We start from the raw sequence: 15,187 nt of genomic DNA on the forward strand, positions 1-15,187 counted from the left end.
TCGTTGAGCTCGTTTTAAAAAGAGCATCTGGTGCAAACACCAACGCTGATGTTTTTACACTTTGATCTCTTTGGGCCCTATTGTAACAACTTTACATTTATCGAATGGGTTTGCCTCAAGCGCGGCGGTCATTGATTCGATAGTTACCGCTTCAATATTTTCCTTTATCTCATCAAGCGAACGTACGCGGCCCAGGAGGTTATAATCGCCTCCGATTGAGCCTGCTCTGTTCATGCTGGATTCGCTTTTCATAATAAGGCCGCTTTTTAGTCCGATCTTGGCCCTTTGCAGCTCTTCCGCCGTCAGGTCTTCTTTTAGCCGGTTGAGCTCTTTGCGTGTGACATCATAGGTCTGCTGGGCCTTATCCGGTGTGGTACCCGCATAGCATACAATGCCGGCGCGGTCACGAAGGCTGTTGTAATTGGCCCCTACCGCGTAGCAGAGGCCGCGTTTCTCACGAACCTCTGTAAACAGCCGCGAGCTCATACCGCCCGAGAGTACGGATACCGCTGCCATTAGATTGTAGTATTGGGCGTCTGATGCCGGAACTGTGGAGCACATAATCCCGATATGTACCTGTGAACCGTCGTGGGATATATGGTCATAAGCAGGGCTGGGGTTGGATTCCTGCATTTGTGTTTCACAATCAGGTTCCGAGTCGCCAAAAAGCTCTTCTAATTTTTTACACACGGCATCGAAATCGTATTTGCCCGCGATACTGAAAATCGCCTTGGAGGGTTTGAAACGGTCTTTGATTATAGAAGCCGTTTTTTCCGGATTCAAAGATTCGAGGTCCTCTTTTGAGCCGTATGAAGAACGTCCCCACGGCCGGCCGTAGAAATTCTCTTTGAGTTTGAGAACTACCTGCTGTCTGGGGTCGTCATCAAGTCCGGCAAGATCGCTGAGGGCCAGCTGACGCGAGAGCTCAAACTGCCCGGCATCAAGTTTGGGCCTCAAGACGACATCTGCGTATAGCTCAATGGCTCTGAGCAGGTTGCTCGCTTCCAAAGCGCTGGAAAAATTCATGCAGTATGTGCCTACTCCGCTGCCGCGGTGCAGACCCAGACCGTCAAGATTTTCCACAAGCCGGCGGCTGGTGTATTCGCCGGCGCCTCTGAACACCCAGTCAGAAATAACATTGCCCGCTCCCGAGCAGCCTTGAGGTATCCGAGATGTGCCGCAGGGAAGCATGATATTAAAGCTCACCGAGCCCACTTCCATGTGCTCGCCAAAGACCTTCATTCCATTTTTTAGTGTGTAACTGTCTATTTTTTCATTCATATTAAACCATTATATCTATTATGGACGTTTCGTACAGTTTTTTTTGATGATATTTAGACCGGCGGCTGAGACAAGCTGCTTGCTTATATCCATCGGCGTATAAATGACTGCATTCCCCCGCCGGCCTTGACCAGCATTACCGGCATATCGCAGCGTTTGGCAAGCTCCTCTGGTATAGAACTCTTGAATACCTGGCTGAGCATGGGTTTGTTGGATATGCCGACGATTACGAGGTCATATTCAGATGATTCCTTTATCAGGCTCTCAATTGTGCTTTGAGAGGATATCGTTTTGAAATCGAACAGAGATTTCTCGAGTTTTCGTTTTTTGCATTGAGTCTTTACAAAATCTTCGAGGTTAAAGCCGTTTCTGCCGGGGTTTTTAATCGTGCCGACAGTAATCTTTGTATCCGGCTCACCCGATGCCAGCATGGAGGCTACTTCCATCGCGAAACCGGCATTGGGGCCGCCGGCGGCGGGTATGAATATCCGTTTGAACGACTTATTGCCGCCGCAGTTTTTCAAGACAACAACGTTGCACGGGGCCTGCTCAATAATCGGGTCTATTGTAGAGCCTACGCTGAAAATCCCCAGCTTATGTTTGCCGTGCCAGCCCATAACGAGCATTTTTGTTTTCTTCTCACGAATCGCGGAGACGATACCTCTGGCAACATTGCGGCAGTACCTTATCGTGGTGTTTACGGGAAAATGCAGCGAGAGATAAAGCATTACCTCATAGATAGCTTCGCGTCCGGTTTTGACGTATTGGCCTGCCATTTCAAGCGGCATCTGCGAGGGGATGGCAACCATGTTGATAAGCTCAACCCGGGCATCTTTGGCACCGGAGATATGATAAGCCGCCTGCACAAGCTCGGTTGCGTTGGCGGGGTTTGAGACTGCGACCATGAGAGAGTACTTTTTCTCATCAGAGGAGGCGGATTTCTCTTCGTCAATGATCTGTATCTCATGTTCTCCGACGTGAGCCCTTGTGCGTGAATAGCCCCAGAAAATCATCACGCCCGATACAATCCATATCGGCGCGACAATCCAGGCTATCGCGCTCATGTGAACCAGCCATACCGCCAGTACCGCCTGGCAGACAATCGCCAGCAGCGGCGGCAGCGGAAACAGCGGCAGCATAAACCCGTATTCCAGCTCATCAGCCATACTCCTGCGTATTTTTATAACGCAGAGGTTGACTAAAAAGAACAGGAATAGAAACATGATCGACGCGCTGGAAGCCACGTCTGCCGTGGGCAGAAACGCCGCTACAAATAGAATTATGCACGACGAGGCGACAAGTGCGCCGTGAGGCGTGTTGTTTTTCGGGTGTATCTTTGAAAAGAACCTGGGCAGCATTCCGTCACGTCCCAGGGCAAAAGAGGCTCTCGTTCCTGAATATATTGTAGCGTTGAGGGCGGATGTCGAGGAAAATATTACCGCAAGGGTAAGGATAAAGTTCCCATAGGGCATTAAACGCCCCACAGCCTCGCCGAAGCCTTTTTCCTCATACTGGCCGATCCATGCCCAGGGCTCCACGTCTATGCCTTCGGAGCCGGCCTTGACGGATACCACAGTGGCGAAGGCAACAAGGACATATATGAAAGTTACGATGATTACAGAATAAATCATGGCTTTTGGAAGGTTCTTCCGCGGCTCAATCGCCTCGTCACCGGCCTGGGCGATGACTTCATACCCCTCAAAAGCCACATAGGTAAAACCCATTGTTATCAGGATTTTATCCCAGCCCTCGGGCATAAACGGCACAAAGTTTTCCAGCCTCGAGGGGTCTTGTACAACCGCGGCGATTCCGAAAAAACCGATCGTTATCACGAAAAGCGTCTGGCCCATGGTTATTATCGCGCCGATTTTGCCGGTTTCGCTGGAACCTTTGTAGTTGATAAATATAAACAGCGAGGCTATCGCTACGGCAACGGTCTTTTCCAGAAGGGCGGTTGTGTTAATCCAGCCGATAGCATCAAGAAAATGCATGGTATAAATCGCAAATGTAAGTGCGTACATCGCTCCGGCAACAGTCGAGGCGAACCACTCCATCCAGCCGGCAAGAAAACTCGTTCCCCGCCCGAAGGCTATCCTCGCGAAGTTGTACGCTCCGCCGGCGCGGGGGATCGCGGAGCTGAGCTCGGCAAAGCTCATCGCCGTCAGCATTGCCAGCAGGCCGTTGAGGGCGAATGTAAGGATAACACCGCCGGGGCCGCTGCGGCCTATGGATATTCCCATGCCCAGAAATACGCCGGCACCAATCATCATTCCAAGCCCCATCATGGTTATATGGAAGAGTGTCAGCTCGCGGGAAAGCTCCGGCGTCGGCATATTTGTATGTTGTTTATTCTTTTCTGGCATTATATTGTAAATGTATATTTTAAATACTTTGTGGAACTTTATAAAGGGGTTGGCAGGGCGGCTGCCGCCAGGTTTACTGTCTGCTCTTTTCGTTAATTATTTCCCGGGCGGTTTTATACCCCTCATGCCCGCGCTTTTCTATCGATGCACGCGCCCAGATGGTGAGTGCCGTTATTGCCGCAAGGGAGCATACAGTAAGTATTATCCCGATGATGATGTCGATATTCATATAATTATACTTATAATATAGTTTTAATTTCCAACATATTAAGGATTTGTATCTGACTTTTCAATATAATTCCTCAAATTCTCAATCAATTGTACGGAAGAGAAATAATATTATTTTCTGGGAAATAATCCTTGCCAATCAATGAAAATTTTAGAGAATAATATTATATTACTGAAAAATAACACTATTTTGCTGGTAAACTTCAATTTCTCGTATTTTTTAACACAATATTGTCTGGTGCGATTTATGAAAATCAATTACAAACGTTACTTATTGTATCTGCTCAGGTGGCAGCTCAGCACGCCGATACTTGCCGGTGTGCTGGTTGTTCTGGCAAGCTGGAGCAGTCTCTCGGCGACGATTATCGCCAACCTCATCGGCGGGCTGATATTTTTCTGGGTTGACAGGTTTATCTTCACCTCCAGCGCCCTCGACGCCCAGTGGCAGGTCGAGGAAAACATCCAGTGCCACGACTGCGGCAGAATCGCCCGCGGCTACCGGCTGGTCAAGACGCAAAACTACGACCGCACGGGCGGCACGCCGGAGTTCAGGTGCGAAAAGTGCTCACAAAAGAAAACACAAATACTCAAACAAGCCGGAGTTGCGATATAACACAATGAACAGGATATTTACACAAAAACTGAACAAAAACGGGCTTCTCTTCGGCGATGGTGCGATGGGAACCATGCTTTACAGCCGCGGCGTGTTTGTCAACACGTGCTTTGAACATCTCAACGTCAGCCGCCCGGAGCTTGTCCGGCAGGTACACGAGGAATATGCCGCGACAGGTGTTGATTTTGTCAAGAGCAATACCTTCGGAGCCAACCGTCTCAAGCTATCCAGGTACGGCCTCGGCGAGCAGACAGAGCAGATTGTATCCGCCGGCGTAAAACTCGCCAGAGAATCGTGCCGGCCCGATATGATGACAGCCGCTTCCATCGGGCCTCTCGGCGTTGATATCGGCAGCTATGACAAGGCTTTGCGGGCAAAAGCGGCGGAGGTCTTCGCCGAACAGGTGAAAATCTCGGCAGATGCCGGCGCGGATGTCCTCCTGTTTGAGACGTTTTCAAACTGCGACGAGCTGATATGCGCGATCGAGGCGGCATCGGCAAGCTGCGATCTGGAAATTATCGCCCATATGACGATAAATGATTCTACAGAAACAGATTACGGCAGCCGGATAGACGAATCCATGCGCTGTGTTTGCCGGTATGAAAATGTCGCTGCCGTAGGGCTCAACTGCTCTACCGGTCCGGCGGCGATGCTTGAGAGTATCGAGCTTGTACGCGGCGCGGTGAACAAACCGCTCTCAGTTCAGCCAAACGCCGGCTACCCCAGAAACGTTGACGGACGCACGCTTTATATGTGCACGCCGGAATACATGGCGGAATATGCCAAACGTTTCTACGAGAAGGGCGCCCAGGTAATCGGCGGCTGCTGCGGAACCACGCCGGAGCATATCGCGGCGATCATAAATGCAGTCCGGCCGATAAAGAAAAGTGTAACTTACAAACAGCCCGCAATTAAAATACCCGCGGAACTGGCAGAACGGCTTGAACCCGCGCCCCTGGAGACAAAATCCCAATTCGGGGCAAAACTCGCCGCCGGCGAAAAAGTAATCTCAATCGAGGTTTCGCCGCCGCGGGGCTTTGAGCTCTCCGCCCTGATTGAAAAGGCAAAACTCTGCAAAGACCGCGGCGCGTGTACGATAAATATCCCCGACGGCCCGCGTGCAAGCAGCCGGCTAAGCGCCATGGTAACAGCTCTGATGATAGAACAGCAATGCGGGATCGAGACGATACTGCACTTCTGCTGCCGCGACAGGAATATTATCGGGATGCAGTCCGACCTGCTGGGGATACAGGCTACCGGCTTGCGGAACATGCTGATTGTAACCGGCGATCCGCCAAAACTGGGGGATTTTCCCGACGCGACGGCGGTTTTTGACCTGGATTCTATCGCACTGATAAAGGTTATCCGCGAGCTCAACCGCGGCATAGACATCGCCGGCAAATCGCTGGGCAGACGGCTTGAGCTGGTTATCGGTGCCGGCGCAAATCCCGCCGCGGCAGAGCCGGAAAGGGAAATCCAGCGTTACAGGCAGAAAATCGACGCCGGCGCGGAATATTTTGTCACCCAGCCGGTATTCGATGATGAGAGCCTGCTGCGGTTTCTCGATGCGGCCGGCGGCAGTGTGCCGGTGATAGCCGGAATATGGCCGTTCAGCAGCCTCAAAAACGCCGAGTTCATGGCAAACGAGGTTCCGGGGGTCAGCGTTCCCGAGCGGCTGCTTGAAAGGATGAGCAAGCTGAAATCACGCGAGGACGCAATCAAAACCGGCATAGACATCTCACGCGAGATGATATCCCGAATAGAAGATACCGTCGCCGGTTTTGCCGTCAGTGCACCTTTTGGCAATGTCAACATCGCCCTCGAAGCCGCCGGGCTGTAAGCGATTCAGGCTTTTAGTGTTATGCGTTTTTTCTGCGAATAACAGCCGCTGCCCCCAGAGCGAACAGGCAGATCGTTGCCGGCTCGGGAAGGGCCGGAAGCATTACTTCGGTTTCGGATCCAACCTGGTTTCCATCTTTAGTCAGCCAGGCTACTCCCGATTCCAGATATGGCAGTTTTCCGTAAATCTTGAATCCGCCCAGCGAGCCCGCAACGTTTGTGAACTCACCACTGGGGTTAGCTTCACAATTCGGACCGTTGTAAGTGAATTCAGAAATAGTCCAGTTTTCCGGGGGGATTATCTGGAGGTTTCCTCCATAGTAAGTCGGCCAGCGAAGATGAAAGTCGTTTACCGGAGAGTCTATAGATTCTAAATTCTGCCAGGCGAGTGTGTAGTTGTAAAGGTACGGATAGTCAACCGCTGAAACCTCGTTTCCCGGATTTGCAACAGGGTCTCCGTCTGCAGGCTCAAATGTGAATGAAAGTACAGCAGCCGAGGCTGATGTGACTGCGATAAATACACATACCGCAATTGTAAAGAATTTTAAGTTTTCCATTTTCCCATCTCTCTTTTGAATAAAACTCCATGTGCATAAAACGCCGCATAACCTGGGCAATTGATTTTTGAAATGCAATTAAAACCATATTGGTTTTCGACCACAGCTCTACTCAATTCCCTGCGGCTTACAATCTCTTCTATTCTATGTTACCAGTATCGAGACGTAGAAGTCAAGAAAAAACGTTTTTTATATATATAACCTTGTTTTCAATGTATTTACAAGTTTCCATAAATTTTGAAAAAGCGCAGACAGACCGCTTAAAAGCCGCAGTTCCGGCTGTGGGTGTGAAAATTATGCCGCAAAAGGTGATTTAATGCGTATCAATCCGTATGCAGCCAGTAGCCGGCAAAAATTGCCAGGTCGGCAGAATCTACGGTGCAGTCACCGTTGAAGTCTGCCGGCACGGGATTGTTACAGTCTTTGCCCAGTGAGACTTCCAGTCCGATTGTCTGGGGCATCTGGTCTTCCAGAAACTGTGTTCCCGCGGCAAGTGTCTGTGAAATCACGTTATCTTTGGCCGCCGTATCGCTGTATGCGTATGTAAGCTCACCGACCGTGAAGCCCTCGCCGGTTATGAGCTGCTGCGCATCTGTGATGCTAAGCCCGCTACAGTCGGGAACGGTGAAGACCAGCTCAACCTGCCAGGCAAGTATTGGGTAGCCTCCTGCCAGCGGCATCTTCCATATATCTTCCGTGCCGTTAGTGTCTTCGCCGACGAAATCCCAGCCGGCGTCGAGGAATGACTGCTGCTCAGCCATTTCTGCCTCGGTAAGCCCAATAGAATCAACTGTATATCCGCTGTAACCGCCGCCGTAAGTTTCACCTATTGCGACTGTTATCTGCCCCAAACTGCTGGAGTCAAGATTCCAGCGGCAGTGGTCGAAAGTGCAGTTTGTGTCCAGATAGTTATAGCTTTCCTGGTAGCCGCATAGACCGCCAATTACCCAGCCGCTTGGCAGAGCTTCTGTAAGTCCAACAGAAGAATAGCAGTTGCGTACGGTGTATTGGTTTCTGCCGGTTATACCTCCGAAATAATTGATCGCCGGCACTGACCCTGTAACATAACAGTTGAGAATTTCAATATACCTGCCGGCGCTTCCGACCAGGCCGCCGACATTTGATTCACCGTCTATGTCAATATTTGCCCAGCACTGGCTAATAACCGGAGCTGCTCCAAGCGAGCCTGCCGAACCGACCAGGCCGCCGACCTGCCATTGAGCACGAATATATACATCCGCTGAGCATCTGAGCATTGTCTTTCCAAAACCGGCGAAGCCGCCGACAAGGCCGCCGGTTCTGAAACTCCTGTCGCCGGCGACGAAGTTGGAAATTGAACCGCTTGCATGGCAGTCCGTCATGTCACCCAGCAGAGAGCCGCAGAGAATACCTACATTGTCGCCCGATGCGGTAATATCCGCGTTTTCCAATGTCAGATTGCTCAGAGAGCCCTCTTTGAATATGCCGCTGAAGAGACCGGCGTAACCGGACTCTGATTCAATCGTAAGGTTGCTGATAACATGGCCGTTGCCGTCGAATGAACCGTTAAACGCCCCGTCACCGTAGCTTGAGCCTGAATAGCTGCCTATCACAGCGGAGGTGTAAACAGTGCCCGAAAGATCAAGATCAACCATAAGTACATAATCTGCAAAAAGATAAGGCGAGCCCTGCTGTGCGGATGCAAGAACGTTAAAATCCGCCATATCCTCAATGAGGTAGGGGGTTTCCGGTGAGCCGTCTCCGCCGCCGAGATTTCCGCCGGCGCCCAAAACTTCGATTGAGGTCATACTGAATAAATAGAAACACACCAAAACAATAACACCGCTCAATAAAGATTTCATTTTGTCTCCTGTATCAAGAGTTTAATATTAAGCCGGTTAAGCTCTTGAAAAAATACAAACCAAAACCAGCAACCATTTTATGTTATTATAGACAGAAACCCGCTCCCTTTCAACACCTTTTTATTTTTTCGTTTTACAAAGCCGCTGAGTTTTTTGTGTGAGCAAATTCCACTTCGGTGAAACCCTTCTAAAAAAACGAATTTTATCAAAAACCGGCGTTTTTGAGGCAAAAACCTTTGACATGAAAGGAGATTTCTTTATTATTTATGTTCTTTAAACATAGACTGCGTTGTAAGTACGTCTTGAAGAAATACTAATTTTAATGTAACTTATATTAGGAGAACTAATTATGGCAACAAAGGTTGCAATTAACGGATTCGGCCGCATCGGCCGCGCTGTGGCGCGTATCATCCTGCAGAAGGATAACGGCCTCGAACTGGTAGCTATCAATGACCTGGCAGACCCGAAGTCTCTGGCTCACCTGTTCAAGTATGACAGTGTAATGGGCAGATGGAACGGCGATGTCTCTGTCAACGACAACGGCCTTGTAGTTGACGGCAAAGAAATCAAAGTTACCGCAATCCGCAGCCCCAAAGAACTGCCCTGGAAAGAAATGGGCGTTGACATTGTACTCGAGTCAACCGGTATCTTCCGTACTCGCGAAAGCGAAAAAGGCGGCTACGGCGACCACCTCACAGCAGGCGCCAAGAAGGTTGTACTCTCAGTTCCTTCAAAAGACGCAATCGACGCGACAGTAGTTATGGGTGTAAACCCTGACGCTCTTAAGCCTGAGCATACATGCACGTCAAACGCAAGCTGTACAACAAACTGCCTGGCTCCTATCGCCAAGGTTCTCAATGACAGCTTCGGTATCAAACGCGGCCTGATGACAACCGTTCACGCTTATACAAACGACCAGGTTGTTTCTGACATGATCCACAGCGATCTCCGCCGTGCGCGTGCAGCAGCACAGAACATTATCCCGACAACAACCGGCGCTGCTGTAGCAGTCGGCAAGGTTATCCCCGAGCTCAACGGCAAACTCGACGGCTTCGCACTTCGCGTTCCCGTTATCGACGGCTCATGCGTTGACCTGGCGGTTGAACTGAACAAAGACGTTACAGTCGAAGAAGTAAACGCCGCGATGAAAGCAGCAGCAGAAGGCCCGATGAAGGGTGTACTGGCATACTGCGAAGACCCGATCGTTTCTTCGGACATCATCGGCGATCCGAACTCAAGCATCTTCGACGCCAAGAGCACAATGGTTATGGACGGCAACTTCGTTAAGGTCGTATCATGGTACGACAACGAATGGGGCTATTCAAACCGTGCTGTTGACCTGATGGAAATGCTCGTTGACAAGATGTAATTCTTTAGAATGAAGAATTCAGGAGTTAGAATTTAGAATTCTCCAAACTCCGGCATCAGTAAAAACCAAAACGGTCTCTGTTCTTAACCGGACAGAGGCCGTTTTTTTATAGACATAAGAACTTTCTTGCTTGAAATGCGTATATCTTATGCTATACTTAAACAATGCCGAGTGAAGTGAAATTCAACAAAGTTAAGAAGATGCTCGAAGACAAGGGATACAAACTTATCAGGATTTCCGGTTCGCACCATATCTTTACAAAACCGCAATGCCTGCCAGTTAGTATCCCTGTGCATAACAGAAAGGTAAAACCGTTTTATGTCCGACAAATTGAAAAACTCTGAAAACCTGACAAAACCATTTGATCAAGATATCGAAAAGACAGCGAGGCAGATAGCAGATAAATACCAGATCGTCTTGACTCATGAAGACGGCATGTGGTTTGGCCGCGGACTTGAGATGCCAACGGTCTTCGGCGAAGGCTCGACCCCTGATGAATGTACCGAAAACACAATAGAGGCCCTCAGCTCCGCGGCAGCGACGATGCTCGAAGCCGGCTGTACACCGCCAATACCTGCCAACATCGGCAAGCGGAGCGAGCAGGTAAACATACGCCTCACGGTTGAGGAGAAAAAAGTGCTTGAAACATGTGCAAAATCAAGAGGTTACAGGGGTTTGGGCGACTACATGAGAGCCGGGGCGTTGGCATTTTCATGATAAGGTAAAACGGTTATTTTCCCGCAGAATCTCGATGCAGCAGAATCGAAAAAAGTTTTATCTGTAAACTATTTATTTACATTTTCTGTAAATTTAAAGTTGAACTTTAAATTTGCAGAAATTTTGCTATAATTTCCATAAGTCGATAAATGCAAGATATATAGGAGTTACAGCATGGCAAGAGGAAAACCTTTGGTGCGGCAGTGGAATCTGCTTAAGGCACTTCAGTCACATAGATTCGGCGTTGATACAGAAACCCTGGCACAGTGCGCCGGCTGCAGCAAGCGGCAGGTACAAAGAGACCTTGCGGTTCTTGAGAGCGTGGGTTTTCCCGTGAGTTTTGAGATGAGAGATTTCGGCAAACGTTTCTGGAAACTTTCGCCGCACTTCATCGAAAATGAAGGTATGATACTCAACCTGACGGAGGTTTTGAGCCTGTTTTTGAGCCGGCAGATGCTCTCGCCGCTTTCCGGGACACTTTTTGGCGACGGGCTTACCTCGGTGCTTGAAAAGATTAAATCCATCGTCCCCAAAACCGCACTTGACTACTTTTACGGGCTGGAAGATTCACTTCTGGCACGCAGCGTAAAATCAAGCGACTACTCAAAATACAGCGGCATAATACAAACGATAAACAGCTGTATCCTGGAAAACACCGTGCTGAGACTGACCTACGCATCGCCGAGCAAAGATGCCTATACCTGCCAATACCACCCTTACGGGCTGATCTTCTTTGAATCAAACCTCTACTGCATCGGTTATATGAGCCGCTACTCACAGGTTCGGGTGATAAAAATCGACCGGATAAAAGACGTTGAGCCGACAGAGAAAAAATTTAAACGCCCCGATAATTTCTCACTCGGAGAGCATTTCAAGGGCAGCTTCGGCATAATCACCGCCGGCAAACCGCAGAAAATAATAATCCGGCTCTTCGGCTGGGCAGCGAGAGAGGTGCGGGAACAGCAATGGCACCCGTCACAGAAAATTATAGAAGACTCTCCGGATGAGCTTCTGGTTGAGTTCGAGTTGTCAAATACCATAGAGTTTACACGCTGGATACTCGGTTTCGGAGCCAACGCAAAGGTAGAATCTCCGCTCCGACTCGCAGGGGAGGTTGCCGCTCAGATAACCCGTATGCAAAAAAGGTATCAATAATGCTGCCCTGTAAGAGTTCGCACTTTAGTGCGCCTTGTCTGAAAAAAATAACACGCTGAAGCGTGAACTCTAACGAATTACGCCGCTCCAAGTTCTGCAAATCGCCCGTATTCTGATTCCTCAGACCAATAATACATTTCCGTCATTATTGCGGGTAAACCCCTTATTGTCAATGGAATTATGTCAGTTATTGGTTGCCAAAGCTGTGTTACAGGTATATAAGGTTTTTAAGTTGGTCTGACAATTTGCTGATTACCGACGGTTTTGAGAAAATTCGTGTGCCAGTGAGACGCTGCAATAAAACGTCGCCTGCACAATATATGTTATACACGCGGCAGTCCGTAATTGTATTTGTTGACATTTTTAGGCTTATCTGTATAAATGATTTGATGTGTGATGCCTTTGAAGTGAAATTTCGGGCGTTTATGGCTAAAATTTATAGCTGATAACAGAATTGTTAAATAAGGTGCAAAAGCAAAATGCAGGAAATAATGCCGATATCCCAAACCGGTGACGAAAAACTCAAAGCCGAACTGGACGAGCTGAAAAAAGAAGCCGCCGAGCTGAGACAGCGTGTGGCCGAGGCCCGCGAGCACGGCGATTTAAAGGAAAACGGCGAATATATCTACGGCCGCCAGAACCTCTCGTTTGTCGAGGGGCGTTTGCGGGAGATAATGGGCAAGATCAACTACTCCGAGGTTACCGACTGCACCGCGGCTCCGCTCGATACAGCCGGCTTCGGTACGGTTGTAAAGGTTCGTGACCTTGACAGCGGCCGGGAGATCGTGTATCAGCTGCTTGGCCCGTATGATTACGACCTGACTGAAAACAGCATCTCGATCCTCTCGCCGATCGGCAACGCACTGTACGGCCTGAGTGTCGGGGAAAAAGTCAGCGTAAGTGTTCCCCGCGGCGAATCAAATTTCGAGATACTTGAAATCACCGCCTCTGAATTTAAATAAATCGGGCTCTCCGCTGTGATCTGATAGCCTTACAGACTTCAATATGAGGATAAAAATATATGAAACTTCCGGAAATTAACAATCCGCGTGCGTTTAAAAGCCTGTACGCAATAGACTTCGGTGAATACAGCTCTGTCGGCTTTACCGGCAGGGAGGTCGCTGAGCTGCTCGAGAGTGAGAGGTACCGCGGCGTAAAGGTTTACCGTATCCATAACGCCAGACCTGACGGCACTATGGAGCTAAAGGGCGTGCAACGCGAGACGTTTGAACTTGAGAGCGGGATGTTTTTCTACGCTGATGACGAAGACCAGGCGCGGCAGTATTATAACCGGCTGGTTGAGATCGCCCTCAAGGCCTCACCGCCGGAACGGGCGAAGGTGCACCTTGCAAAAACGGGTGATTCATTCGCTGCCGCGATAATCTATCCGGCAGAGGCGGATGCGGATTTTGCTGACTGGCTAAAGGCCGCCGGTTACATGACCAGCGGGTTTGTCGAGGGCGGCATGTGCAGTGTCAGCAGGTACTATCACGGCAATGCGGAAATACTCGAGAGCAGACAGCTCTTCGCGGCGGACGAAGTACGCCACCGCAGCGGGGAAGAGCTGCTGGCGGATATCCGTAAACCCTTGCAGCGGTACGCTTAAGTAGAGTGAAAAGGAGAAATGGTTCTTATTTTTCTGTAGAGCAAATTCACGAATTTGCTCCAACCGTTATATTTGCAAAGTTAGTGTTGATAGTTGATACCTGTAACACTATGAAAAGTTTTATAGCCGGATTTATGCTGCGGTTTTTCGCGAAGAAGCCGCCGAAAATAACCGATGCCCAGGCTCACGGGGCATCTCATTCGTCCAATATGCGCAAACTTGGAATCAGCCTCAGCGATCGCGCCCGCAGCCGAATGCGCCGAAAATGGCTCAGGAGAAAGTAAGCCCTGAAATAACGAAAGTTTATTGTGCGTTTTTCCTGAGCTTGACAAGCACAATCTCGCTTCGCGTGCCCAGTCTCATTCGCGGCCCCCACGTACCCGTGCCTGATGTGCCGTAGATATAGCTTCCATTATACTCGTGCAGCCCCGTAAGGTGAGGATGCGCCCATTTTACGATGAAGTTGAACGGGAAAATCTGCCCGCCGTGTGTGTGGCCGGTTAGTGTCAGGTCAATGCCGTATTTTTCTACAGTTTCCGGATTTACAGGGCCGTGGCTCATCAGGATACAGTATTCTGATTCATCTATTTTCAAAGATTCAATAAAGCCCTCTAAATCATCCTGGTTCTCACTGTATTCGATCCCGGCAACAACAAAGCTGCAGTACTGCGTCCATTCATTTCTGAGGATTTTAACGCCGGCTTTTTCAATCGATTCATTTACTTTTGCTTTTCCGGCATAGTATTCATGGTTGCCGTTGACAAACAACACAGGGGCGCTGAGCCCGCTCAACATTCCGATGGCCTTCCGGGTGGTTTTGTTGTGGTTGTCAACAAGATCGCCGGTAATCATAACCATGTCCGGCATAAGTGCGTTTGTCTCATCAATTACCCTTTGCAGATAACCGGCACTTACAGAGCCAACATGGATATCAGATAACTGTACAATATCAAAATCAGAGGGGCCCGGGATTGTGATGCTTTTGATCCGGATAAGCTGGGCGTTTATAATAGCGTATATCACGAGGAGCTCGACAATTGTAAGTATTCCTATGCCGGCAATGTGTGGTTTTATCTTGATAAAAAGCCTTAGAATTTCATAAACAAGCAATGCTGATAGCAGCAGCCAGAGCACACCGTACCAGCCCGCCGCGGCGGTGTAAAATATCCGGCTCAAGACATTGCCGTAGTGCGACTGGTAAGCTGTTGCCGCGATTAAACTTACGCTTAAGAGTAAAACAGCCGCCCAGAAAAACAGACCCTTTCTAATCGCAAAGAATCCGCAAAGTCTTGCCAGGACGTAAAAGTTCATCCCAAAGGCTATAAGAAGAATTACAGTTATAAACATAAATCACCCTTTTTAAAAAGAACTTAGAATAACAGCCTGACATTAAACCGTTTCTGTAAAGACATTTGCCCGTTTACCGACAGTACTAACTGAATTTACGCAAAACAATGTATAAGTCAAACTAAAATATAATATCGAATCCATACTGTTTTTGATAAATTCTTCTAATATAATTTTTATGTAAATCATGCGGTATTATACTTAAGTCGTTTGTTTTAAATGTATTAAGCGTTGGGTAGTTGAAGAATGTGTAAAACTTTTTATAAAAACT

The 15,187-nt window shown here is 48.9% G+C and carries 15 protein-coding genes; 9 read left to right on the forward strand and 6 right to left on the reverse strand.

Annotated features, from left to right (window positions below; translation table 11 throughout):
- Positions 1-54: 54 nt before the first annotated feature.
- The 3 genes from SMSP2_RS14270 to SMSP2_RS14945 form a co-directional block, all read right to left on the reverse strand.
- Positions 55-1,281, reverse strand: a complete 1,227-nt coding sequence (locus SMSP2_RS14270; RefSeq protein WP_146684696.1) for a M16 family metallopeptidase — start codon at positions 1,279-1,281, stop codon at positions 55-57.
- 83 nt (positions 1,282-1,364) lie between these two features.
- Positions 1,365-3,644 (reverse strand): amino acid permease, encoded by a 2,280-nt coding sequence (locus SMSP2_RS14275; RefSeq protein ID WP_146684697.1) that lies wholly within the window; start codon positions 3,642-3,644, stop codon positions 1,365-1,367.
- A 73-nt stretch (positions 3,645-3,717) separates the two neighbouring features.
- The gene (locus SMSP2_RS14945) at positions 3,718-3,873 is read right to left on the reverse strand and encodes a hypothetical protein (protein ID WP_186804761.1); all 156 of its coding nucleotides are present in this window, start codon (positions 3,871-3,873) and stop codon (positions 3,718-3,720) included.
- Positions 3,874-4,119: 246 nt separating this feature from the next.
- Between SMSP2_RS14945 and SMSP2_RS14280 the strand changes: the two genes are divergently transcribed.
- Together SMSP2_RS14280 and SMSP2_RS14285 are read left to right on the forward strand one after the other, a co-directional pair.
- Positions 4,120-4,485 (forward strand): hypothetical protein, encoded by a 366-nt coding sequence (locus SMSP2_RS14280; protein ID WP_146684698.1) that lies wholly within the window; start codon positions 4,120-4,122, stop codon positions 4,483-4,485.
- A 4-nt stretch (positions 4,486-4,489) separates the two neighbouring features.
- Positions 4,490-6,325 (forward strand): bifunctional homocysteine S-methyltransferase/methylenetetrahydrofolate reductase, encoded by a 1,836-nt coding sequence (locus tag SMSP2_RS14285; protein WP_146684699.1) that lies wholly within the window; start codon positions 4,490-4,492, stop codon positions 6,323-6,325.
- Positions 6,326-6,344: 19 nt separating this feature from the next.
- Here SMSP2_RS14285 and SMSP2_RS14290 read toward each other — a convergent pair whose 3' ends face one another.
- Positions 6,345-6,881 (reverse strand): PEP-CTERM sorting domain-containing protein, encoded by a 537-nt coding sequence (locus SMSP2_RS14290; protein WP_146684700.1) that lies wholly within the window; start codon positions 6,879-6,881, stop codon positions 6,345-6,347.
- A 323-nt stretch (positions 6,882-7,204) separates the two neighbouring features.
- Positions 7,205-8,722 carry a GLUG motif-containing protein gene (locus SMSP2_RS14295; protein ID WP_146684701.1) on the reverse strand — a complete coding sequence of 506 codons (1,518 nt, stop codon included), beginning with the start codon at positions 8,720-8,722 and terminating at the stop codon, positions 7,205-7,207.
- A 349-nt stretch (positions 8,723-9,071) separates the two neighbouring features.
- On the opposite strand from SMSP2_RS14295, the gene gap reads away from it, so the two are divergent.
- From gap to SMSP2_RS14950, 7 genes are all read left to right on the forward strand, one after another.
- Positions 9,072-10,091: a type I glyceraldehyde-3-phosphate dehydrogenase gene (gap, locus tag SMSP2_RS14300; RefSeq protein WP_146684702.1), complete on the forward strand. Its 1,020-nt coding sequence runs from the start codon at positions 9,072-9,074 to the stop codon at positions 10,089-10,091.
- Between the two features lie 200 nt (positions 10,092-10,291).
- On the forward strand, positions 10,292-10,435 hold the full coding sequence (locus SMSP2_RS15320; protein WP_418287785.1) for a type II toxin-antitoxin system HicA family toxin: 144 nt from the start codon (positions 10,292-10,294) through the stop codon (positions 10,433-10,435).
- On the forward strand, positions 10,410-10,808 hold the full coding sequence (locus SMSP2_RS14310) for a type II toxin-antitoxin system HicB family antitoxin (protein ID WP_146684704.1): 399 nt from the start codon (positions 10,410-10,412) through the stop codon (positions 10,806-10,808). Before SMSP2_RS15320 ends, SMSP2_RS14310 begins: the two co-directional genes overlap by 26 nt.
- Before the next feature lie 174 nt (positions 10,809-10,982).
- Entirely contained in the window at positions 10,983-11,963 is a 981-nt protein-coding gene (locus SMSP2_RS14315; RefSeq protein WP_146684705.1) for a helix-turn-helix transcriptional regulator, read from the forward strand.
- 479 nt (positions 11,964-12,442) lie between these two features.
- On the forward strand, positions 12,443-12,925 hold the full coding sequence (locus SMSP2_RS14320; protein WP_146684706.1) for a GreA/GreB family elongation factor: 483 nt from the start codon (positions 12,443-12,445) through the stop codon (positions 12,923-12,925).
- A gap of 59 nt (positions 12,926-12,984) precedes the next feature.
- A complete protein-coding gene (locus SMSP2_RS14325; protein WP_146684707.1) occupies positions 12,985-13,569 on the forward strand; it encodes a hypothetical protein in 585 nt (194 codons plus the stop codon).
- 110 nt (positions 13,570-13,679) lie between these two features.
- Positions 13,680-13,853 (forward strand): hypothetical protein, encoded by a 174-nt coding sequence (locus SMSP2_RS14950; protein WP_186804762.1) that lies wholly within the window; start codon positions 13,680-13,682, stop codon positions 13,851-13,853.
- Between the two features lie 19 nt (positions 13,854-13,872).
- Here SMSP2_RS14950 and SMSP2_RS14330 read toward each other — a convergent pair whose 3' ends face one another.
- Entirely contained in the window at positions 13,873-14,916 is a 1,044-nt protein-coding gene (locus SMSP2_RS14330; protein WP_146684708.1) for a metallophosphoesterase, read from the reverse strand.
- Positions 14,917-15,187 lie beyond the last annotated feature (271 nt).

Origin of the sequence: Limihaloglobus sulfuriphilus, assembly GCF_001999965.1 — a bacterium.
GTDB lineage: Bacteria > Planctomycetota > Phycisphaerae > Sedimentisphaerales > Sedimentisphaeraceae > Limihaloglobus > Limihaloglobus sulfuriphilus.